Origin of the sequence: Vibrio sp. PID23_8 (genome assembly GCF_003584965.1) — a bacterium.
Lineage (GTDB): Bacteria > Pseudomonadota > Gammaproteobacteria > Enterobacterales > Vibrionaceae > Vibrio.
Window position 1 is genome coordinate 636,432 of sequence record NZ_LIXE01000001.1, and the last position, 21,437, is coordinate 657,868.

Genomic DNA, 21,437 nt, shown 5'->3' on the forward strand with positions numbered 1-21,437 from the left:
GCCTACGTAATTACTTAATCGATTAGATGTCTTCTGCACGGATTTGGCGGTAAACCTCTGGCGTTGGTGTGTATTCCCCCCCCACCTTAATGGCGTTACGAAGGGCTTTAGCGGCCTCTTCCCACTGCACTTCGGTGCGAGCGTGGATAACAGCAAGAGGCTTATCACCGTCTGCGACTTCACCCAAACGAATGAAATTGTCGAAACCAACCGCATAGTCGATTTCGTCCGTCGCAACGCGGCGACCACCACCCATAGAAACCACAGCCATACCGATAGCACGCGTATCCATTGCTGAAACGATGCCCGTTTCTGTGGCGTAAACAGGCTTGATGATTTCGGCTTTCTCTAGGTAGTTATCGTAGTTTTCTACGAAGTCTGCCGGTCCGCCAAGTCCAGCAACCATCTTACCAAAGCATTCAGCCGCTTTACCGTTATCAAGTACTTCCATCAGTTTCGCACGAGCATCTTCCGTATTCTCAGCAAGCTTGCCAAGTACCAGCATTTCTGCACATGATGCCATGGTCACTTCAAGTAGACGTGGATTGCGGTATTCACCCGTTAGGAAGCGAACCGCCTCGCGTACCTCTACTGCATTACCCGCAGAAGAAGCCAGCACTTGGTTCATGTCTGTCAGGATAGCGGTTGTCGTTGTACCAGCACCATTTGCTACCGCAACGATAGATTTTGCTAGCTCTTCAGACGCTTCGTAAGTTGGCATAAATGCACCAGAACCTACTTTTACATCCATCACTAAAGACTCAAGACCTGCAGCAAGCTTCTTCGATAAAATCGACGCCGTGATCAGTGAAATGTTATCGACCGTTGCCGTGATATCGCGAGTTGCGTAAACGCGCTTATCCGCTGGCGCTAGATCACCCGTTTGACCAATGATCGCCACACCTGCGTCTTTGGTTACTTGACCAAAGACGTCATTGGTTGGTGTGATGTTGTAGCCAGGAATTGACTCAAGCTTGTCCAGTGTACCGCCAGTGTGGCCAAGGCCACGGCCAGAAATCATGGGTACGAAACCGCCACATGCTGCCACCATAGGGCCAAGCATCAGAGAAGTCACGTCACCCACGCCACCTGTTGAGTGTTTATCGACAATTGGACCACCAAAGTTCATGTGGCTCCAGTCGATGACCATGCCCGAATCACGCATTGCACAAGTCAGTGCGATACGCTCTGGCATCGTCATTTCATTGAAGAAGATAGCCATAGCAAATGCCGCGATCTGACCTTCAGATACGCTGTTATCTGCTACGCCTTGAATAAAGAAATTGATTTCGTCAGCAGTAAGAACTTCGCCGTCACGTTTTTTACGAATGATCTCTTGAGGTAAATACATTAGTTCCTCCCAAGCTCTTTATGAGCCATGGTAATAGTAGGGTAGAAGAGGTTGGTAGCACCGAAGCTGGTGCTACCATTCAGACGCTTTATTTGGAATTAGTACGCTGATGGATCAGCGACTTGGTCCGATACTTCTAATGTATTTAGTAGATTTGTTAGCAGGCTAGACGCACCAAAACGGTAGTGACGAGCATCAACCCAATTGTCACCTAGGATTTCATCAGCCATTGCTAGGTATGCAGCCGCATCTTCAGCCGTACGCACACCACCTGCTGGTTTGAAACCAACTGTCTCAGCAACACCCATGTCACGAATAACTTCAAGCATCATGCGTGCGTATTCTGGTGTTGCGTTAACTGGCACTTTACCCGTTGAAGTTTTAATGAAGTCAGCACCTGCTTCGATACAGATTTGAGATGCTTTCTTGATTAGCGCTTCTTCTTTTAATTCACCCGTTTCGATGATCACTTTAAGAAGGATGTCACCACAAGCTTCTTTACATTGCTTAACAAGTTCAAAGCCCACTTTCTCATCACCAGCCATTAGAGCGCGGTATGGGAAAACCACGTCTACTTCGTCTGCACCGTAAGCAACTGCCGCTTTTGTTTCAGCCACTGCGATTTCAATATCGTCGTTACCGTGTGGGAAGTTGGTTACTGTCGCAATGCGAACGTCTGGCGTGCCTTGCTCACGAAGTGTCTTCTTAGCAATAGGAATAAAGCGAGGGTAAATACAGATTGCAGCTGTGTTACCTACTGCTGATTTCGCATCATGACATAATGCGATCACTTTTGCATCAGTGTCATCATCATTCAGCGTCGTTAGGTCCATTAGTTTAAGTGCACGTAGTGCTGCTGCTTTTAAATCGCTCATTTCTATCTCCGATCAATATTCAAAAAATTCACTGCTTAACCTCATATCAACTATCTAACTATAATCAAGAAGAAGACAGTGTGTAAAAATTTGGCTAATCAGTCTATTAATGAACGGACTTGGTTCCCTGAAGACTCGGCATAGTCAGCGAAAAATTCATATGCCAATTGCTATCCTTGTCACCGCACAGTACCAGTTTGGCCTATGGCACAACAATCTATGATTGCGGTGTCTTTAATATCACATCACAAAGAAAAACGCTTGTAAGATGTAACATGAAGGGCAATTCATTTGCCCATTGAGTATGTACTATTCACTCAGTGATTATTTGATAATCATAACCACGACTTTGTAATTACTACATTATAGAGTTTCACCGCAAAACTGTAGCACCAAATAGAGCGCAAACGGTTTGTATCTCAAAATTTTCCAACCCCTATTCCACCGACTGCGTAAGCGACTCTCGTCGTCCTACATGCGGTTAAATTTTTTTGGGCCAAAAACGAAAAATGCCCCGCAGCAATTTCTTGCTACAGGGCATGATTTAAAACGGCGTCTATATATTAAGAACCGATTCTAATTAAAGTGCTGCAAGGCTAAGGCAGAAGCCTGCAATCGTCGCTGCCATTAGGTTAGACAACGTACCAGCAAGAACGGCTTTAATACCCATGCGAGCGATATCGCTGCGACGGTTTGGTGCAAGGCTACCTAGACCACCAAGTAGGATCGCGATAGAAGAAAGGTTCGCGAAGCCACATAGTGCGAATGAGATGATAGCCGTTGTCTTCTCAGACATTACTTCACCCGTTGCCGCAACCACTTGAGCGCCTTCACCTAGGTAAGGAGTGAAGTTCAAGTACGCAACGAATTCGTTGATAACGAGTTTCTGACCGATGAATGAACCAGCAACAACTGCTTCGTCCCATGGAACACCGATTAGGAATGCTAGTGGAGAGAACGCGTAACCTAGGATTAGCTCTAGAGTGAGTTCAGGCATACCGAACCAACCACCAATGCCACCTAGCATACCGTTGATAAGAGCAATCAGACCAACGAAAGCGATTAGCATTGCACCTACGTTTAGCGCAAGTTGTAGACCAGAAGCCGCACCGCCTGCTGCTGCGTCGATTACGTTAGCTGGTTTATCATCGCCACCGTCCATTGCTTCTTCGAAATCTTCGCGAGGCTTGTCAGTCTCTGGGTGAAGAATCTTAGCGAACAGTAGACCACCTGGTGCTGCCATGAATGATGCTGCTACTAGGTATTCTAGTGGAACACCCATTGATGCGTAACCTGCTAGTACACCACCAGCAACAGAGGCTAGACCACCACACATTACTGCGAATAGCTCAGATTGAGTCATTTTTGGAACGAATGGGCGAACAACTAGCGGTGCTTCAGTTTGACCTACGAAAATGTTAGCAGCCGCTGACATTGATTCCGCACGAGAAGTACCGAGCGCTTTTTGTAGTGCACCACCAAGAATCTTGATAACCCACTGCATTGCGCCAATGTAGTAAAGAACAGAAATCAGTGCTGAGAAGAAGATCAGAGTAGGAAGAACGCGGAATGCGAAGATGAAACCGCCGCCACCGAACACTTCGAACATCTTGTCAGAAACAAGACCACCGAATAGGAATGATGAACCATTGTTACCGTAGTTGATAACGTTAGAAACACCAGTAGAGAAACCGTTTAGTAGATCACGGCCCCAAGGTACATAAAGAACAAATGCACCTAATGCGAATTGGATAGCAAATGCGCCACCCACAGTTCTTAGATTGATAGCTTTACGGTTATTAGAAAATGCAAATGCAATAGCAAGAAGCACTACCATACCGACTAGGCTCATAAACAGGCTCATAGTTTATGACTTCCTTATAAGTTATTTATTGGCGTGTTACAAAATGGAGCTATAAAGCGGGGGCAATTATACTCATGCAGCATCAATTAAAGTAATGCCACCTTCACACTTTCCTATAAGATTCATCATGGATTCACCCTCATTTGTGAGGCATGTCACAATAGGAAGGAAAACGTTTTCTATTTTAAACAGCATATTTCGATTTTATTCACATATTGAGAATACTGAATTGCTATTTTCCCACATCTGGCACGCAATCGTTTGCCATTGCTGTGAATGCAAAAGCGCAAGTTCATTCAACACATGAATAAGTTTACTTGGGTGGTTGGGCTTCCCTTGATATCCAAGTATGGGCATATCCGGCGCGTCCGTTTCTAAAACCAGATGTTCAAGAGATAGTCTTTGAATCGCGTCGCGCGTTTTGTTCGCTCTTGGGTAAGTAATTGTGCCGCCCACCCCAATGAAAAAGCCTAATCGAACCCATTCCATCGCTTGTTGATAGCTACCAGAAAACGCATGTAACACGCCACCTTTAGGCAGTTTTGCCGTTTTGACCATTTGAACGAGTCGATTGTGCGCTTTACGACAGTGAAGAATAACGGGCAGTTTGAATTTTCGCGCAAGTTCAAACTGCAACTCAAGGGCTCGTTCTTGAAGTGCTACAGGAACATTGATGGAAAAATCTAAACCACACTCACCAATTGCCACACAGTGCTTACCCGCTTGTGACAACTGCCGTTCCAATTCAGCGACGTGTTGATCAAAATCAGGCTGAAGAAAGTAAGGATGAAAACCCAAAGCGTAGTAAAGACCCGGGTATTGGCTGGCTATAGTTTGAATGCGAGACCAATTGCTTGGTCCTACTGAAGGGATCAAGATACGTTCTATACCTTGCTCACGAGCAAGCTCAAACTGATGGGCAAAATCGTCTTGGAACACATCAAAATCGAAGTGACAATGGGTATCAAACAGTTTCATTATTCGGCTTCTCTTGTTCTTCTTTATTAGAAGAAGCGTCATGAGCAGGGTCTGGTTTATACGGTACACAACTGCGCCTTTGATCTGGTGTTAGTCCCATCTCTTTACACCAATCGTCGTAACGTTTGAGTCCTTTCTTAAACCAATTCATTTCACACCTTTCTGTACACCAAATAAAAAGCCGCCGTTAGCTAAGTGTATAGCTAACGGCGGCCTATAATCCAGTGCTCAATGTAGAGCGGCTTAGATGCGATTAGTGCTCACGCGTTGCACGGAAATCGACATCAGGAAAACGTTCTTGAGCAAGGTTCAAGTTAACCATCGTTGGGGCAATGTACGTTAGGTTATCACCGCCATCTAGCGCTAGGTTCGCTTGGTTCTTACGTTGGAACTCATCCAGTTTCTTCGCATCACCACACTCAACCCAACGCGCAGTTGCAACGTTAACCCCTTCATAGATCGCTTCAACGTTGTATTCTGACTTCAAACGAGCCACAACCACGTCAAACTGAAGTACACCGACCGCACCAACGATCAGATCGTTATTTTGTAGCGGACGGAATACCTGTACCGCCCCCTCTTCAGATAACTGAACCAGACCTTTTAGCAGCTGTTTCTGCTTCAATGGATCTTTTAGACGAATACGACGGAACAACTCTGGAGCAAAGTTTGGAATACCAGAGAACTTCAGCGACTCACCTTGAGTGAAAGTGTCACCAATTTGGATTGTACCGTGGTTATGTAGACCGATAATATCACCCGCGTAAGCATTTTCCGCACGTGAGCGGTCACCCGCCATAAAGGTTACCGCGTCAGAAATGCTCACTTGCTTGCCAAGACGAACGTGGTTCATCTTCATACCTTGCGTGTACGTGCCTGATACAATACGCATGAAGGCAATACGGTCGCGGTGTTTTGGATCCATGTTTGCCTGGATTTTGAATACGAAACCAGAGAATTTCTCTTCGGTCGCTTCAACATCACGCTCAACCGCTTGACGAGTTTTCGGCGCTGGCGCCCATTCAGTCAGGCCATCTAGCATGTGATCAACACCGAAGTTGCCCAAAGCCGTACCGAAGTAAACTGGCGTTAACTCACCGACAAGGAATGCTTCGTGATCAAACTCAGGGCAAGCGCCCATCACAAGTTCAAGTTCTTCACGAACACTTGCCGCTAGGCTTTCACCTACTTTTTCATCAAGTTCAGGGTTGTCCAGACCTTTGATGATGCGAACTTCTTGGATCTCATGACCATGACCAGATTCGTACAGAATCGTCTCATCGCGGTGAATGTGGTAAACACCTTTAAACTCTTTACCACAACCGATTGGCCATGTAATTGGTGCACACATCATGCCCAGTTCGTTTTCTACTTCGTCCAATACTTCCATTGGATCACGAACATCACGGTCAAGTTTGTTCATGAAGGTGACGATTGGTGTATCACGTAGACGCGTCACTTCCATCAGTTTGCGAGTACGATCCTCGACACCTTTCGCTGCATCAATCACCATCAGACATGAGTCAACCGCCGTTAGTGTACGGTACGTATCTTCCGAGAAATCTTCGTGTCCTGGCGTATCCAGTAGGTTTACCAGACAATCATTGTAAGGGAACTGCATCACAGAAGTGGTTACCGAGATACCACGTTCCTTTTCCATTTCCATCCAGTCTGATTTTGCGTGTTGTGCGTTACCACGACCTTTAACCGTGCCGGCTTTTTGGATTGCGTTTCCGAATAACAGTACTTTTTCTGTAATGGTGGTTTTACCCGCATCCGGGTGAGAAATAATAGCGAACGTTCTACGCTTAGAAACTTCGCCTAGAAAAGGTGTATTTGACATGAAAATCGTCTTCTTTGATGTCTATTGCTTACCCGAATCTCGAACAAGCTTTTTTGATTCAATATTACGCGGTATTGTCCCCTATTATTGCGCTAGGGGCAACTTTCCTTGAGGTTTGAGCGACAGTAATTAATAAAAGAACAGGTAGCTCATGATGATTGCATCTTCTTTGCCATTACCGGTTTTAGCTGGGTAATAGTTGTAACGGCGATCCACTTCATTAAAACCGGCTTGCTCATAAATATGAATCGCTGGCAAATTACTTTCACGAACTTCTAGCCAAGCACTCTCTGCTTTGGCTTGCTCACAGTAACCTAGAAATGCGTCAAGCAACTTTTGACCCAATCCTTTGCCTTGCTGGCTCGGTGCAACGGCAATATTAAGTAGCGTCACTTCACCGACAATGTTCTGCCCATAGAAATAACCCACAACCTCGTCGGCGTTGGTCATCACATGATGACATGCACCTCGGCTAGACAAGTCACGAACGATCGATTCTGCCCAAGGGTGAGAATGGGCCTGTTGTTCAATTTGCCATACTTGATCTAAGTGTTCAGCACTCATCGGCGTAATTTCAATCGTCACGCGTTTGCTCCATTAAGAATATGAACAAATCTGCTGCCATAAGGCGCGGCGCTGTTCGTTGTTACCATCAATGTCTTTTAATAGCGGCGAAGTCAGCTGCTTAGCATTAATACTCGTATCGGCTTCACAGCCAGCAAACCACACCCAATCCAACTCATGTTCACCCAATGATGATAAACGCTCTGGCTCTAGATGCAGCGCATCATCAAGTGTGAGCTTGATGCTTTTTAGCACCCGCTCAAACATCAATGCTGTCTCATTTTCTGGACACATTGGTGAAACCAATAGGAGTTTACAAGAACTTTGCAAACGTAACATTGGCACTTGATAGTTTTCCAACCTATCTGGATGGATCAACTCCCATGTGCTGATCCCCATTTCATTTAAATACTGTTTCTCGTTTATTGACATTTTTTGTCACCTAATTGAACGAGGCAATGCTACCAAATAATCGCAGGTAAAGTCAGAGGTGTTATGAAGCTTTTCCAATCAATCCCTATTGCACTGCTAATCTCGGCCACCAGCTTTGTTACCTTTGCTAAGAGCAGCCATGATAACTGGCAACTTATCGATCAAAAACCGTTAACTTCCAAACCCGAGACTGATACCGTAGAACCGAACGGTTTATTGAAAAACCGCCAGTTTAGCAAAATCAAAATTAAAATTAAGTGCACTCAGGCAAGGTGAACTTCAAAAACATGAAAATCACCATGACCGATGGTAGCGAGAAAGAACTTAAGACCATGACGAGTACGTTAACCAAAGGCATGTCAACACGAGCTTAGACTCTACCAGGTTCTGAAAATGTCAAACTCAAACGTCTTGGTATGGCATACAATGGTTAGGGCAACATGGTACTCATGTGGCCAGTGTAAGTAAAAAAGCAAAAATCGAAATTTGGGGCAAAAAGCGCGTCCAAGAACAAGATTAAATCATTTTTCTTCGTCACTTCATAAAAACAAAGCCCGCTTTTTACAGCGGGCTTTGTCATTCAATCTCAATGGTTATAGCTCAGAAAATTCTGGTGCATAATCGATGCGCCCAGAACGTCCATCGCACTGACCTTCCACCAATTCTGCTACGCGGAATGCTCCTTGGGGCACTTCCCATGCGCAGTCAAAGCCCATCTCTTCACCGGCTTTAAAACCTTGACGCGCGTAGTAATCCGGCGCCCCCAATACGACACAAACTGGGTAACCGAAATCACGCAAAAATTCAAAACCTTCCTTAATTAACTCAGAAGCAATGCCTTGGCGACGGTAATCTTCATGTACGCTTAACGGTGCTAGACCTTGCCATGATAAATCTTCGCCGTTCAAAGTTACTGGGCTAAATAGAGCATGTCCGATCACTTCACCATCATCCGTACACGCTACGAGCGACAGAGTAAGCTTGCCATTTTCACGTAAACGCATCACCAAATTGGCTTCGGCCTCCGTCGGAAATGCGTGCTTCAATAGGCCGTCAATCTTGAGAATGTCTGCGGGCGCTTCAGTTCGAATAAGCATTCGTCACTCCGGTTTCTTGTGCTAGCTCTTGAACCCCTTTTTGAACAAAGTCCGCTAGTTGACTCAATGCAACCTGCATCGCTTTTGGCAACTGCTCTAAATCGACACTGTCCATTAAGTTTTTTACTTCCAAACCAAGCTCAGTATCGCCTTCAATAGAAAGGCGGCGTTGAAAGAACAGCGTGTCAGGATCTTCTTTACGGCCAGCAATCAACACCAAATCATTAAGGTGACCACTAAAGCTAACGTCTTCCTGAACTGGTTTCTCCGCAACCACTAACTTTCCGTCCTGGTAGCTGATGTACCATGCTAAGTTCAAGTCTTTAATCGCAACTTTTAACCACTTATCTTCAAGGAATTCAAAGTCGCCATCTTCTAACGCTTCCTTGAACACCATTTTCAGCCCTTCTAACAAGGCTTTTTTCTGAACAGCTTGTGGTAATAACTGGACTGGAGATCGCAAAATTGATGCTGCGTTGTTTACTAGTTGACTGCGAATCTTGTTTAACACGCTAATTATCCGTTACTTTGTCATAAGGTTGTCTATTTTACGCAATAGAGTAATACCTGTACCTGTCATTTATCAAGAAAACAGTTTGTTTATACTCCGTGACTTTCAAGCCCAAAATGCATAACGTTGTCTTAACTGGCTAGCTTAATGGGTAGTATTGATTTTAAAAGACAAATCGTCGCACCATGGCACATATACACAAGAACATTCTTTCAGAATCAAGTGAAAAGTGGTTATCTGGGCATAAATCCGCCATGTCTCAAACAAATGCGTCATTTTTTTGACCTTCGCTGTATTATCGATGCTAAGACATTGATAAATTCTTTAATAACGGTAGCTTCAAAGTTATAGTTATCACGATAGCGTTTTTATTACACGGACGAATAATCTGGCTCATTGGAGATCGGTAACCCCCTAATGCCTTCCCAGCAATTACAACATTGGTTTGCAACGCTAACCTCAAATAGTCCTTTCTTTTTTGCCATTCTTGACAAGAAACACAGTTATCGAATGGTAAGTGAGCGCTATTGTGACATTGCGGGCTTAGGCCATAGCGAAATCATTGGTCTTAACGATAGCCAAGTTCTAGGTGACTTATTCTATAACAAGCTTGCTCCTTACTATCAACGCGCTTTCAAAGGCGATCATGTAGAAGCAGAAATAACCCTAGATGAAACGGGCTTAGAGACTAACTTACATTTTAGTCTTTCTCCGATTAAAGAAGGGAATGAAACCCGATTCGTGGTATTTCATGCCATTGATACTTCTGAAAAACACATTCTTGTTCGTTCTTTAGAAGAGTCAGAAAGCAAATTTTCCAAGCTTACTCAGCTTTTACCTGATGGTTTGTTATTGGTTGAAAATGACATCATCATTTCTGCCAACCCCGCATCGTCTCGCTTACTTGGTCTAAACTCGCCACATGAATTGCTCGGAGAAGAGCTGTCTCGTCTATTCATCGATGAAAACAGCAAGAAAGTTTTTAGTCATCGCATCAGTTCACTCCTGTCTGAAAAACCGTTTGCCTGTTTAACCAGTGCAAGATGTGGATTTGAGCGAAAGGTACGCCTGCATGCTGACACCACCGCTGTTCTTGGCAGTGAATCCCAAATAATCCTTATCCAGGATGCCGACGACACACCAAAAACGCTTTCTTCAGGCTCCGCTGAAGATGCTCACATTGACTCTCTGACCAAGCTATACAACCGCTTGGGGTTTACCAAACGTCTTGAGCAACTGATTAACAGGCGCACGCCACTATTGGTGTTTTATCTTGACATCGATAACTTCAAAAACATCAATGACTCACTTGGCCATCACATTGGTGATAAAGTCATTCAGGAGGTATCCGCTCGTCTTAAGCACTCATTACCAAGCCAAGTAATCATTGGCCACCTTGGGGGAGACGAATTCGGTATTATTTTGCCAGAACCAGAAAATACCCGTATGGCAGAGAGCCTTTCCGAGCGCATCATCTCTTTGATCAACCAGCCATTTGATCTACACCACTTCAGTAAACGTCTTGCTTGTTCAATTGGGAGTGTGCGTTATCCAGAAGATGGCCAAGACGCACGAATCCTCCTGCAAAATGCCGATACGGCAATGTATGAAGCCAAGGATCGCGGCCGCAACCGCCTGATCAAGTTTAACGATCAGATGAATAAAGAAGCGCGCATGCGTTTGTGGTTGGAAATTGAGCTGCAAAAAGCATTGCAACAACACGGATTGGAAGTCTGGTATCAACCAAAAGTAAATGCTCGCGACTTCAGCATTAACGGAGCGGAAGCCTTAGTGCGCTGGAAGCACCCTGTCGAGGGTTACATCAGTCCAGGGGCGTTTATCCCTGTAGCCGAACGTGCCGGCTTGATCGAGCACCTTGGTAAAGTGGTCATGCGTGATGTATTTAATACTGTCAAGCGTTGGAAGCTACAGGGTATCCTGCCAGGACGTGTGGCAATTAACCTTTCTCCTGAACAATTTGGCAATCCTCAGCTCATTGACTACATGGAAAAGCTACTGCGCACTACCGAGCTCGATCCAAGCTGCATTACTTTCGAGCTAACCGAAAGTGCGGTGATGAGTGACAGTCAACACACACTGCAAATGCTAAACGCAATAAAGAAACTCGGCTTCAACCTTTCTATTGACGACTTTGGTACAGGCTACTCTTCCCTCTCTTATTTGGCACGCTTTCCAATCGATGAGCTAAAAATAGACCGAGCCTTTATCAGCGACATTGATATCTTGTCAAAACAGGTGACTGTTATTGAAAACATCATCAACCTAGGTAAATCGCTCGATTTAACGGTCGTCGCAGAGGGCGTAGAAACACACCAGCAAGCGACCCTGTTATCCAACTTGCAATGTAACTCGATTCAAGGCTTTCATTTCTATCGTCCTCAACCGAAGCACGAAGTCGAAGAACTGTTCGTACAAAACCGTCGCCACAAAAAATAATGCGCACTTTCCCCCCCCTGACTCTCATGGGGGAAACGTATCGATAAAACTACAACCACTAAATATTCGAAGTGTTGCCTATCATACATGCCAACTCTGACTCCCGAAGCCAAGCCTCTCGACGTTACTTAAGAGATAAATCTCAACTTTATTGAGCTAAACCTAACTTAGGTCAATTTCGCTATTCATAATTCTTCATAAAATGCGACCATCTTTTTATTCTCTATGATTGTGAGCATATGGAACTCTTGTGCCCTGCGGGTAACTTGCCTGCGTTAAAAACCGCGATTGATTGCGGTGCAGATGCTGTATACATCGGCTTCAAAGACGATACAAACGCTCGTCACTTTGCTGGTCTTAACTTTAACGGCAAAAAACTTGAAAAAGCGGTGCAATACGTCCACGACCGCAACAAAAAGATCCATGTTGCACTCAATACGTTTGCTCACCCAAATGGATTTGAGCGTTGGACAAATGCGGTAGATAACGCTGCAGCCCTTGGTGTAGACGCACTGATTGTCGCTGACATTGCGGTACTTGAGTATGCTGCTCGCAAATATCCAGAGCTTGAACTACACCTTTCGGTACAAGCATCAGCAACCAACGTTGCGGCTATCGATTTCTACAAACAGAACTTCAACGTTAAACGAGTCGTACTGCCTCGTGTACTGTCGATCCACCAAGTGAAACAACTATCGCGTAACATCACTAGTGACGTCGAGCTAGAGGTATTCGCTTTTGGCAGCCTTTGTATCATGTCTGAGGGACGCTGTTACCTATCGTCATACATGACAGGTGAATCACCAAACACCGTTGGCGCTTGTTCTCCCGCGAAATACGTTCGCTGGCAAGAAACAGAACAAGGTCTAGAGTCGCGCTTGAATGATATTCTTATTGATCGCTACAGCGCAGGTGAAAATGCCGGCTACCCTACTCTTTGTAAGGGTCGTTTTGATGCTGAAATTGAAGGCGAAAAAAAACGCTATCATGCACTAGAAGAGCCAACCAGCTTGAACACCCTTTCTATGCTACCTGAACTGTTTGCGGCCAATGTTGCATCGGTGAAAATCGAAGGTCGTCAGCGCAGCCCTGCTTATGTAGAGCAAGTAACACGCACATGGCGAGCCGCGATTGATCGTTACCAAGCAAACCCTGAAGCCTATCAAGTAGAAGCGGCTTGGGATGCGGCACTAGCAAACGTGTCTGAAGGTACACAAACCACCTTAGGTGCTTACCACCGTAAATGGCAATAGAGGTTAAGATGGATAATTCAATGAAATACGCACTTGGCCCACTGTTGTACTTTTGGCCAAGACAAGATGTAGAAGCATTTTACCAGCAAGCGAAATCAAGCTCAGCTGACATCATCTACCTTGGTGAAACGGTGTGTTCAAAGCGACGTGAAATGAAACCTACACACTGGTTTGATATCGCGAAGGAGCTGTCTGCTTCCGGTAAACAAGTGGTGCTATCAACCATGGCTCTGCTAGAAGCACCAAGTGAAGTCAACATCATGAAGAAGTACATCGACAACGGTGACTTCGCGATTGAAGCAAATGACGTCTCTGCGGTTCAATTGGCTTCTGAGCACAAAGTGCCTTTTATCGTTGGCCCTGCGGTGAACACGTACAATGCGCATACGCTGAATGTGTTCTTAAAGCAAGGCATGACTCGCTGGTGCATGCCAGTTGAGCTATCACGTGAATGGTTGAGCAACACGCTAACACAATGCGATGAGTTAGGTATTCGCAGTAAGTTTGAAGTGGAAGTGTTCAGCCACGGTTACTTGCCACTGGCTTACTCAGCTCGCTGCTTTACCGCTCGTGCAGAAAACAAAGCCAAAGATGATTGCGAAACCTGCTGTATTAAATACCCAACGGGCATCCAAGTAAGCAGCCAAGAGGGTCAGGAGGTCTTTAACTTGAACGGCATCCAAACTCAATCTGGTTACTGCTACAACCTAATCAACGATCTACCAAGCATGGAAGGGTTGGTTGATGTGGTTCGTCTAAGTCCACTGGGCATCAGCACCTTCTCTGAACTGGACCATTTCCGTTCAAATGAGAAAGGCACTAATCCAGGTAAGATCCAAGATCGCCAATGTAACGGTTACTGGCATCAACTTGCTGGTTTAGAAGTGAAAAACATCTAAACACTTTCCACTAGTTTCAAAGCAATTAAAAAGCGAGGCACTACCCTCGCTTTTTAATTTGTCTTTTTCTTTAAGACGTTTGAATGCTCGGCTCAGCAGTGCTCTCATTCATTAATTTCTTAACATCACGCCACAACATACTCATCACCACCAGGCTTAATGCAATATTAGAGAGTGGGAACGCAATCCAGATACCGGTTACGCCTAGGAGCTTCGGCAAAATAAATAAGAATGGCAACTGAATAACCATATTACCAATGGTGACAAACATCGCTTTGCTGCCTTTGTTCACCGACTGATAGTATGCTGCTGCTACCACCAAGAAACCATCCAAGAACAGCGCAAACATGTGCAGACGAATACCAACGACCGTCGCATCAATCAGATGTTGATCTGCGTTGTTGAACACAGAAACAAACTCGTAAGGAAAGAGGTTCATTAAGATGACGAACGCGACACCACCGAGTACAGAAGTACCCATCGCGATCTTCAACAGCTTGCGAATATTGTCTTGATTGCGTGCACCATGATTGTAACTCACCAAAGGCTGCATACCATTCGCGATACCCTCAGCAATCAAATAGTAAACCGTCACGATGTAGCCCAAGATCGCATAAGCGCCTATCAGCAAAGTACTGCCGTACTGAGCAAATAGGTTGTTGTGCAGCGCAACCATCATCGAGGTATAAGCATACATAAAGAAACTCGATGTACCGATGGTGACAATTTTGGGTACAACATCAAACTGCACCTTCAAATCGCTAATGGTTAGGCGTAGTTTTGCTTTCGACGTAAAGAAATAAGCTACGCCCAAAATCGTTACGATCATCTGTGCTAGCGCAGTCGCAATCGCAGCCCCCGTTAACTCCCAGTTTAACCAAGCAATAAAGATGTAATCCAATACGATATTAACGACCGCACCTATCACCATCAAAATGGTCGCTAGATTTGGACTATCATCATTACGAAGTAAAAAAGGCACCGCAATAGAGCCAAGAGAAAACACACAAGCGACAATGAGAATATGCAAATATTGCAAGCTCAGCTCATAGACTCGTCCTTCTGCCCCCTGCCAGTGAATGAAATCGTCTGCAAAAAAGAACAAGATCGTCGCGACCACCGGCATCAATGCGATTAGCAACAGTAGACCAGTGGAAAGAATGCGCTTCGCACCCTCAGCATCTTTTTCACCTTGTTTGATCGAGGCTAGCGCACCGGTACCGACTCCTACCATCATACCGATACCCAGAATAGAGCCAATGATCGGCCAAGCGACGTTAATCCCCGCGAGTCCGTCAGCACCAACGTAGCGACCGATAAAGATACCATCCACGACTTGATACAAACCGTTAACCAGCATAGCGGCAACGGTTGGAATTGTGTATTTCCAAAACTGTTTATAAATAGCGTTTTGCATGACAACCACCAATAGTTAGCAAGGCTAACTAAATAGTTAAAATAATAGACTTTGTTATTTGTTACTCAACGCTTTAGTCAGTAACGCTTGTAGTTGTTGTACTTCCTGATCATTTAAGTTTCTCATCATCTGCTCAGAAATATCTTTGTAGACAACTTGCTCTAACGACATCTCTTTCACGACTTCTTCCGTCAATACCGCGCGTTTAGAGCGGGCATCTTCACTGCATGCTATGCGCTTAACCAAGCCTTTTTTTTCTAGACGAACCACCATGTTAGAGGCCGAAGGCTTAGTTACTTGAAGCTCCGCAGCAAGATCAGTGATGCGCACACCTTCAGGGTAACGCTGAATAACTCGTAAATAATCAAACTCGTTAAAACTTAAACAAGAAAGCGGATCTTCTTTCGCATACACTCGCCATGCTTTAGCACAGAAGCGCTCTAAATCGATCAGGCTTTTTTCTAATGCCATTCTACTGACTCATTTAGTTAGCAAGGCTAACTATTTTAGTCAAGCCACTAAAAATCTTCAAGCACAAAAAAACCGCTCGTTTGAGCGGTTTTCCATGATTACTGTTGTTCTTTCTGCTGTTGCTCTGCTTTGAGCTTTGCCAACTTTTCTTGTTGTAGCTGCTCGTAAATCTGCCCCAGCTCTAGGAAAGAGTAACGGTGCTCCACATATTCGTAGACGTTAAACGAAATCGCGAGCTTATACAAAGAGATCGCATTTGCTACGTTCCCTTCCAATTGATGGCGTTTTCCTAAATAAAAATAGGTTTCTGTTAAACGCTCTGCAAGACGGTAATTTTCTCTGGTACCATCCATAATCGCTTTCAGCGCAGTATCGTCTGACACATCACGTAACATGATTGCAACTAGCACCCATCCCCACTCTTCACTGCGGTCACGTTGGTAACGCTGCTGAAGATTGGCTTTCGCTTGCTCTGGGTTCTGATCCGCTTCAATGATATATAGCCACAACGCACGAAATGGATCGCTTGGCATCTCCTGGTAATGCTTGGTCATATATTCCAAAGCTAACCCTATACGACCACCATAGTACAATGCGATCGCACGGTTACGCTCTGCGTAAGAGTTTTCTGGAGCAAGCTCTAGCGTCGAATCAAACGCTTCATAAGCCGCATCAAACTCTCCCACTTGAGTAAAATACACCCCGAGTAGGTTAAAAATATCAGGCTGAGCTGGATTCAACTGCAAAGATTGATTGAAGTCCAAACGAGCAAGATCACGCAAACCGACACTGTCATAATAATTGCCACGCTCAAAGTGCATCTTTGCTCTTACTTCATCACTGAGATCTGGTCGCTGTAAAAGCTGAGATAGACGTGCAATCTGAACTTCTTGCTGGACACTTGGCTGCAGAGGAACCGCCATCGGTGGGTAAATCCACCTTTCTTCTGATTGCTGAGCGATATTAGCACAACCGGTCAGTGCAATAGACACACATAAACTTGCGGTTTGAAACCATTTCACTAATTTGTACTCCTGTTCGGACCGCTTTGGGCCTGTTTCTCTTAATGCACTATAGAATAAATAACCTCATTTGAGGCTGAATCCCTCGAGACAGGCCAAAAAAAGGGAGCAATAATGCTCCCCTTTTATAACATGCTTTCAGGCTCTTAAGCTAATAAAAGGCCTAAAGTCATCATTTCGTTTATTCGTCTTTTGCAGCAGGAGCTTCAACTGCTGCTTCTTCAGCAGCTGTTTCTACCGCTTCTTTCATGCTTAGACGAACACGGCCTTGGCGGTCGATTTCAAGCACTTTAACTTGAACTTCTTGGCCTTCAGCTAGATAGTCAGATACTTTCTCAACACGTTTTTCAGCGATTTGAGAAATGTGTACGAGACCGTCTTTACCTGGAAGAATCGTTACGAATGCACCGAAGTCTGCTAGACGCGCTACTTTACCTGTGTAAATGCGGCCTACTTCAACTTCTGCTGTGATTTCTTCGATACGACGGATTGCTTCTTTCGCAGCAGTGCCTTCTGTTGCAGCAATCTTGATTGTACCGTCGTCTTCGATTTCGATAGTTGTACCTGTCTCTTCAGTTAGAGCGCGGATAACTGCACCACCTTTACCGATCACGTCTTTGATCTTCTCTGCGCTGATCTTCATTGTGTAGATACGCGGAGCAAATTCAGAGATCTCTTCACGAGCACCCGAGATAGCTTCATCCATTACAGAAAGGATGTGCTTACGTGCACCTTGCGCTTGGTTAAGTGCAATTTGCATGATCTCTTTCGTGATACCTTCAATTTTGATGTCCATTTGAAGTGCAGTGATACCGTCGTTAGTACCTGCTACTTTAAAGTCCATGTCACCTAGGTGGTCTTCGTCACCAAGGATATCAGAAAGAACAACGAAATCGTCGCCTTCTTTAACAAGACCCATTGCGATACCCGCAACAGAAGCTTTGATTGGCACACCAGCATCCATAAGAGCCAGAGAAGTACCACATACCGAAGCCATTGAAGATGAACCGTTAGACTCAGTGATTTCTGAAACAACGCGAACAGTGTATGGGAATTCATCTACAGAAGGCATTACTGCTTGGATACCACGTTTCGCAAGCTTACCGTGGCCGATTTCACGACGCTTAGGAGAACCGACAAAACCTGTTTCACCTACACAGTATGGAGGGAAGTTGTAGTGTAGTAGGAAGTGATCTTTCTTCTCACCAGTTAATTCATCGATGATTTGAGCATCACGTTGAGTACCTAGCGTCGCCGTTACGATTGCTTGCGTTTCACCACGAGTGAATAGCGCGCTACCGTGTGTACGAGGAAGAACGCCAGTGCGTACGTCTAGTGCACGAACCATGTCTTTCTCACGACCGTCGATACGTGGGTGACCGGCAATGATGCGGCTACGTACAACATTCTTCTCTAGAGAACCAAGCATCTTCTTGATTTCCATCTCGTCTTGCTCTTCGTCTTCAGCAAGAATTGCTGCAACGACGTCAGACTTGATAGCACCGACTTGCTCGTAACGAGCCATTTTTTCAGTGATTTGGTATGCTTCTGTTAAGCGAGTTTCTGCTAGATCTGCGATTTTCGCTTTAAGCTCAGTGTTTACTGCTGGCGCTTCCCATTCCCAAGCTGGTGTTGCAACTTCAGCTTTGAATTCATTGATAGCAGAAATAACCACTTGTTGTTGGTCGTGACCAAATACAACTGCCGCTAGCATTTCTTCTTCAGTTAGGTTGTCTGCTTCAGATTCAACCATTAGCACTGCAGATTCTGTACCCGCAACCACTAGGTCAAGCTTAGACGCTTCTAGTTCAGTGTTGCTTGGGTTAAGAACAAGTTGACCGTCGATGTGGCCAACACGTGCTGCACCGATAGGACCATTAAACGGAATACCAGAGATAGCTAGTGCCGCTGAAGTACCGATCATTGTCACGATGTCTGGTTGAACATTCGGGTTCACAGACATCACTGTTGCGATCACTTGAACTTCGTTTTTGAATGCGTCTGGGAATAGTGGGCGAATCGGACGGTCGATTAGACGAGCAGTCAGTGTTTCACCTTCTGAAGGACGACCTTCACGCTTGAAGAAACCACCAGGGATCTTACCTGCAGCGTAAGTACGCTCTTGGTAGTTAACCGTTAGCGGGAAGAAATCTTGACCTGGTACCGCTTCTTTTTTACCTACTACAGAAACGAATACAGCCGTATCGTCCATAGTAACCATCACTGCTGCCGTTGCTTGACGAGCGATAACGCCAGTTTCTAAAGTAACCGTGTGGTTACCGTACTGGAACGTTTTAACAACTGGTTTTTCGAACATTGTTATTCCTTGCTCTAAGTAGAACTTAGATAAATTGAGTGAGACTCAAAGCACTACGAATCGCGACTAGTGAAAGCAGACTCGATGATAAGCAAGCCAACTTTGAATAGTCGCGACCACTTGGTCGACTTGGTTGACTGTAATGCTAGGAGTATTTCTGAGAAATCTCGCGATGAGACTTGCCGTGCGTATTATAACGGCATAAGTCCTAATTTGCTAAATTTAGGCAATAAAAAAGGGGCATAAAGCCCCTTTTTTAAACAAACTGTTCTATGCAGCCGCTGATTAGCGACGTAGGCCTAGACGCTTGATTAGATCTTGGTAACGAGCAAGGTTTTTACCTTTCAAGTAGTCAAGAAGCTTACGACGGCGAGAAACCATACGTAGAAGACCACGACGGCTGTGGTGATCGCCTTTGTGTGCTTTGAAGTGACCTTGTAGGTGGTTGATAGAAGCTGTAAGTAGAGCTACTTGAACTTCTGGTGAACCAGTGTCGCCTTCGCCTTGTGCGTATTCTGCAACGATTGCTGCTTTAGTTTCTGCATTCAGAGACATAATTCTCTCCTAATAAGAGTAGGTTAATATTTGTGCCAGCCAATCTCTGATTCAGCCGGCACGAGGAGCGCGAATTATAAGGAAGTTTCCTCAATCACGCAATATAAAAATACCGGCACTAATTGCCGGTATTTCTTAAGCTTTACGAAGTCACTCTTCGTCGCGGAAAACCACCAAGCGTTTTGGTGCAACTTTTCCATCATCGTTCACTTCAGCGACACCAATAAAGAGCTTATCTTCACCGGAAGTCATGCGAATTGGTGTACCTTCTGGGGCTCCAAATACCTGTACTGGCATACCATGCTGTACGAGATTGGTTAGCTCTGCGTTTAGGTTTACCTCTGGTAAATCTTCAACGGCGGTATCCATTGGTAGCAATAGTGAATCAAGCAGTTCTTTCGGTGCGATCTCATCACGATGCGCTTGCTCTAACAACTCATTAAGCTGCTCAAGTGTTACCATCTTTTCGTATGGGTACTTAGCAACGCCTGTGCGACGCAGCATCGTCACGTGAGCACCACAACCTAGCATCTCACCAAGATCATCAACGATAGTACGGATGTACGTGCCTTTTGAACAATGTACTTCCATTTCTACTTCATTTTCTTCAAAACGATGCAGGATGATTTCGTAGACGGTGATCTTACGAGACTCTCGAGGAACTTCTATCCCTTGTCGAGCGTACTCATACAATGGCTTCCCTTGGTATTTCAAAGCCGAGAACATCGATGGGATCTGATCAGATTCACCACGAAACTTCTCGATGCAAGCTTCCAACTTCTCTAGAGACACATCAACAGGACGTGTCTCAACCACCTCACCATCAGAATCAGAGGTGTCCGTGCGTTCACCCAACTTGGCAATCACTCGGTAACGTTTATCTGAATCTAATAGGAACTGAGAGAATTTGGTCGCTTCACCTAGGCAGATTGGCAGCATACCCGTCGCTAGAGGGTCCAAAGCACCCGTATGACCTGCTTTCTCAGCGAAGTAGATACGTTTTACTTTCTGTAGTGCGTCATTCGACGAAATACCTGTCGGCTTATCTAAAAGCACCACGCCATTAATTGGACGACCTTTACGACGACGAGCCATTAGCTATCTTCTCCAGTCTGAGATTGTTCATCTTCGCGACCAGAATCTTTTTGTTTGCGCTTATCTTCACTTACGACTTCAGACACTAGGTTAGACATACGCATACCTTCTACTAGTGTGTTGTCGTAATGAAAACGAACTTCCGGCGTCAAACGAAGACGAATACGCTTACCTAGCATCATGCGAATGTGAATCTCATGTTCACGCAGTGCTTCTAGGCAAGACTCAGGTGTTTGCTCACCCACACATAGGAAGGTCACGAATACTTTTGCATAAGCGAGGTCACGAGACACTTCTACGTCAGAGATGGTTACCATCCCTAAGCGAGAATCGCGAACTTCGCGTTGAAGGATCATTGCTAGTTCTTTTTGCAGCTGCTGTGATACGCGCTGCGTGCGGCTAAATTCTTTTGACATATTCATTCTCTTAAATAGAA

Annotated in this window: 20 protein-coding genes and 1 pseudogene; 4 read left to right on the forward strand and 17 right to left on the reverse strand. The window is 45.1% G+C overall.

Going from position 1 to position 21,437, the window contains the following annotated elements:
* Positions 1 to 22: 22 nt before the first annotated feature.
* The 8 genes from deoA to AK966_RS02970 all read right to left on the reverse strand — a co-directional run bounded on the left by deoA (position 23) and on the right by AK966_RS02970 (position 7,907).
* Positions 23 to 1,351, reverse strand: a complete 1,329-nt coding sequence (deoA, locus tag AK966_RS02940; protein ID WP_119463508.1) for a thymidine phosphorylase — start codon at positions 1,349 to 1,351, stop codon at positions 23 to 25.
* Positions 1,352 to 1,449: 98 nt separating this feature from the next.
* Positions 1,450 to 2,226: a deoxyribose-phosphate aldolase gene (deoC, locus tag AK966_RS02945; protein ID WP_099080200.1), complete on the reverse strand. Its 777-nt coding sequence runs from the start codon at positions 2,224 to 2,226 to the stop codon at positions 1,450 to 1,452.
* A 580-nt stretch (positions 2,227 to 2,806) separates the two neighbouring features.
* Positions 2,807 to 4,090 carry a NupC/NupG family nucleoside CNT transporter gene (locus AK966_RS02950; RefSeq protein ID WP_099080199.1) on the reverse strand — a complete coding sequence of 428 codons (1,284 nt, stop codon included), beginning with the start codon at positions 4,088 to 4,090 and terminating at the stop codon, positions 2,807 to 2,809.
* 204 nt (positions 4,091 to 4,294) lie between these two features.
* Positions 4,295 to 5,068 carry a TatD family hydrolase gene (locus AK966_RS02955; RefSeq protein ID WP_119463509.1) on the reverse strand — a complete coding sequence of 258 codons (774 nt, stop codon included), beginning with the start codon at positions 5,066 to 5,068 and terminating at the stop codon, positions 4,295 to 4,297.
* Positions 5,055 to 5,219: a DUF5363 family protein gene (locus AK966_RS19865; RefSeq protein WP_172438154.1), complete on the reverse strand. Its 165-nt coding sequence runs from the start codon at positions 5,217 to 5,219 to the stop codon at positions 5,055 to 5,057. The genes AK966_RS02955 and AK966_RS19865 overlap by 14 nt, the downstream gene beginning before the upstream one ends.
* A 102-nt stretch (positions 5,220 to 5,321) precedes the next feature.
* Complete coding sequence (prfC, locus tag AK966_RS02960) at positions 5,322 to 6,911, reverse strand: peptide chain release factor 3 (RefSeq protein WP_099080197.1); 1,590 nt, start codon at positions 6,909 to 6,911, stop codon at positions 5,322 to 5,324.
* A gap of 129 nt (positions 6,912 to 7,040) precedes the next feature.
* Positions 7,041 to 7,496, reverse strand: a complete 456-nt coding sequence (rimI, locus tag AK966_RS02965) for a ribosomal protein S18-alanine N-acetyltransferase (RefSeq protein WP_099080196.1) — start codon at positions 7,494 to 7,496, stop codon at positions 7,041 to 7,043.
* A 12-nt stretch (positions 7,497 to 7,508) separates the two neighbouring features.
* Positions 7,509 to 7,907 (reverse strand): DNA polymerase III subunit psi, encoded by a 399-nt coding sequence (locus tag AK966_RS02970; protein WP_099080195.1) that lies wholly within the window; start codon positions 7,905 to 7,907, stop codon positions 7,509 to 7,511.
* A 63-nt stretch (positions 7,908 to 7,970) separates the two neighbouring features.
* Here AK966_RS02970 and AK966_RS20050 point away from each other — a divergent pair.
* A pseudogene (locus tag AK966_RS20050) lies at positions 7,971 to 8,427 on the forward strand (hypothetical protein).
* Between the two features lie 73 nt (positions 8,428 to 8,500).
* Here the strand turns inward: AK966_RS20050 and AK966_RS02980 are convergent.
* Both AK966_RS02980 and AK966_RS02985 read right to left on the reverse strand, forming a co-directional pair.
* Positions 8,501 to 9,004, reverse strand: a complete 504-nt coding sequence (locus AK966_RS02980; protein WP_099080194.1) for a GNAT family N-acetyltransferase — start codon at positions 9,002 to 9,004, stop codon at positions 8,501 to 8,503.
* The gene (locus AK966_RS02985; RefSeq protein WP_182852562.1) at positions 8,988 to 9,515 is read right to left on the reverse strand and encodes an SCP2 domain-containing protein; all 528 of its coding nucleotides are present in this window, start codon (positions 9,513 to 9,515) and stop codon (positions 8,988 to 8,990) included. Before AK966_RS02985 ends, AK966_RS02980 begins: the two co-directional genes overlap by 17 nt.
* 417 nt (positions 9,516 to 9,932) lie before the next feature.
* On the opposite strand from AK966_RS02985, the gene AK966_RS02990 reads away from it, so the two are divergent.
* From AK966_RS02990 to AK966_RS03000, 3 genes are all read left to right on the forward strand, one after another.
* On the forward strand, positions 9,933 to 11,972 hold the full coding sequence (locus AK966_RS02990) for a bifunctional diguanylate cyclase/phosphodiesterase (protein ID WP_119463511.1): 2,040 nt from the start codon (positions 9,933 to 9,935) through the stop codon (positions 11,970 to 11,972).
* Positions 11,973 to 12,211: 239 nt separating this feature from the next.
* On the forward strand, positions 12,212 to 13,225 hold the full coding sequence (locus AK966_RS02995) for a peptidase U32 family protein (protein ID WP_099080191.1): 1,014 nt from the start codon (positions 12,212 to 12,214) through the stop codon (positions 13,223 to 13,225).
* A 20-nt stretch (positions 13,226 to 13,245) separates the two neighbouring features.
* Positions 13,246 to 14,124, forward strand: coding sequence for a U32 family peptidase (locus AK966_RS03000; protein WP_172438157.1), 879 nt, complete (start codon positions 13,246 to 13,248; stop codon positions 14,122 to 14,124).
* A gap of 70 nt (positions 14,125 to 14,194) precedes the next feature.
* Here the strand turns inward: AK966_RS03000 and AK966_RS03005 are convergent, their stop codons facing one another.
* The 7 genes from AK966_RS03005 to rbfA all read right to left on the reverse strand — a co-directional run bounded on the left by AK966_RS03005 (position 14,195) and on the right by rbfA (position 21,417).
* Positions 14,195 to 15,541 carry an MATE family efflux transporter gene (locus AK966_RS03005; protein WP_119463512.1) on the reverse strand — a complete coding sequence of 449 codons (1,347 nt, stop codon included), beginning with the start codon at positions 15,539 to 15,541 and terminating at the stop codon, positions 14,195 to 14,197.
* A 54-nt stretch (positions 15,542 to 15,595) separates the two neighbouring features.
* Entirely contained in the window at positions 15,596 to 16,012 is a 417-nt protein-coding gene (locus AK966_RS03010; RefSeq protein ID WP_099079899.1) for a MarR family winged helix-turn-helix transcriptional regulator, read from the reverse strand.
* A 98-nt stretch (positions 16,013 to 16,110) separates the two neighbouring features.
* Positions 16,111 to 17,034, reverse strand: coding sequence for a lipoprotein NlpI (gene nlpI / locus AK966_RS03015; protein ID WP_119463513.1), 924 nt, complete (start codon positions 17,032 to 17,034; stop codon positions 16,111 to 16,113).
* A 181-nt stretch (positions 17,035 to 17,215) separates the two neighbouring features.
* Positions 17,216 to 19,351 carry a polyribonucleotide nucleotidyltransferase gene (gene pnp, locus AK966_RS03020; RefSeq protein WP_099079897.1) on the reverse strand — a complete coding sequence of 712 codons (2,136 nt, stop codon included), beginning with the start codon at positions 19,349 to 19,351 and terminating at the stop codon, positions 17,216 to 17,218.
* A 285-nt stretch (positions 19,352 to 19,636) separates the two neighbouring features.
* Positions 19,637 to 19,906 carry a 30S ribosomal protein S15 gene (rpsO, locus tag AK966_RS03025; RefSeq protein WP_005380094.1) on the reverse strand — a complete coding sequence of 90 codons (270 nt, stop codon included), beginning with the start codon at positions 19,904 to 19,906 and terminating at the stop codon, positions 19,637 to 19,639.
* Between the two features lie 150 nt (positions 19,907 to 20,056).
* Positions 20,057 to 21,001 carry a tRNA pseudouridine(55) synthase TruB gene (gene truB / locus AK966_RS03030; protein WP_099079896.1) on the reverse strand — a complete coding sequence of 315 codons (945 nt, stop codon included), beginning with the start codon at positions 20,999 to 21,001 and terminating at the stop codon, positions 20,057 to 20,059.
* Positions 21,001 to 21,417: a 30S ribosome-binding factor RbfA gene (rbfA, locus tag AK966_RS03035; RefSeq protein ID WP_099079895.1), complete on the reverse strand. Its 417-nt coding sequence runs from the start codon at positions 21,415 to 21,417 to the stop codon at positions 21,001 to 21,003. Before rbfA ends, truB begins: the two co-directional genes overlap by 1 nt.
* Positions 21,418 to 21,437: the final 20 nt, after the last annotated feature.

What these genes read in the sequence shown, in the direction of transcription:
- AK966_RS02980 (WP_099080194.1), bottom strand. Translation starts at nt 9,004, where the DNA reads ATGCTTATTCGAACTGAAGCGCCCGCAGACATTCTCAAGATTGACGGC.
- AK966_RS02995 (WP_099080191.1), top strand. Translation starts at nt 12,212, where the DNA reads ATGGAACTCTTGTGCCCTGCGGGTAACTTGCCTGCGTTAAAAACCGCG.
- rbfA (WP_099079895.1), bottom strand. Translation starts at nt 21,417, where the DNA reads ATGTCAAAAGAATTTAGCCGCACGCAGCGCGTATCACAGCAGCTGCAA.
- pnp (WP_099079897.1), bottom strand. Translation starts at nt 19,351, where the DNA reads ATGTTCGAAAAACCAGTTGTTAAAACGTTCCAGTACGGTAACCACACG.
- truB (WP_099079896.1), bottom strand. Translation starts at nt 21,001, where the DNA reads ATGGCTCGTCGTCGTAAAGGTCGTCCAATTAATGGCGTGGTGCTTTTA.
- AK966_RS19865 (WP_172438154.1), bottom strand. Translation starts at nt 5,219, where the DNA reads ATGAATTGGTTTAAGAAAGGACTCAAACGTTACGACGATTGGTGTAAA.
- AK966_RS02990 (WP_119463511.1), top strand. Translation starts at nt 9,933, where the DNA reads ATGCCTTCCCAGCAATTACAACATTGGTTTGCAACGCTAACCTCAAAT.
- AK966_RS03010 (WP_099079899.1), bottom strand. Translation starts at nt 16,012, where the DNA reads ATGGCATTAGAAAAAAGCCTGATCGATTTAGAGCGCTTCTGTGCTAAA.
- deoC (WP_099080200.1), bottom strand. Translation starts at nt 2,226, where the DNA reads ATGAGCGATTTAAAAGCAGCAGCACTACGTGCACTTAAACTAATGGAC.
- rpsO (WP_005380094.1), bottom strand. Translation starts at nt 19,906, where the DNA reads ATGTCTCTGAATGCAGAAACTAAAGCAGCAATCGTTGCAGAATACGCA.
- AK966_RS02950 (WP_099080199.1), bottom strand. Translation starts at nt 4,090, where the DNA reads ATGAGCCTGTTTATGAGCCTAGTCGGTATGGTAGTGCTTCTTGCTATT.
- prfC (WP_099080197.1), bottom strand. Translation starts at nt 6,911, where the DNA reads ATGTCAAATACACCTTTTCTAGGCGAAGTTTCTAAGCGTAGAACGTTC.
- AK966_RS02970 (WP_099080195.1), bottom strand. Translation starts at nt 7,907, where the DNA reads ATGTCAATAAACGAGAAACAGTATTTAAATGAAATGGGGATCAGCACA.
- AK966_RS03000 (WP_172438157.1), top strand. Translation starts at nt 13,246, where the DNA reads ATGAAATACGCACTTGGCCCACTGTTGTACTTTTGGCCAAGACAAGAT.
- deoA (WP_119463508.1), bottom strand. Translation starts at nt 1,351, where the DNA reads ATGTATTTACCTCAAGAGATCATTCGTAAAAAACGTGACGGCGAAGTT.
- AK966_RS03005 (WP_119463512.1), bottom strand. Translation starts at nt 15,541, where the DNA reads ATGCAAAACGCTATTTATAAACAGTTTTGGAAATACACAATTCCAACC.
- AK966_RS02955 (WP_119463509.1), bottom strand. Translation starts at nt 5,068, where the DNA reads ATGAAACTGTTTGATACCCATTGTCACTTCGATTTTGATGTGTTCCAA.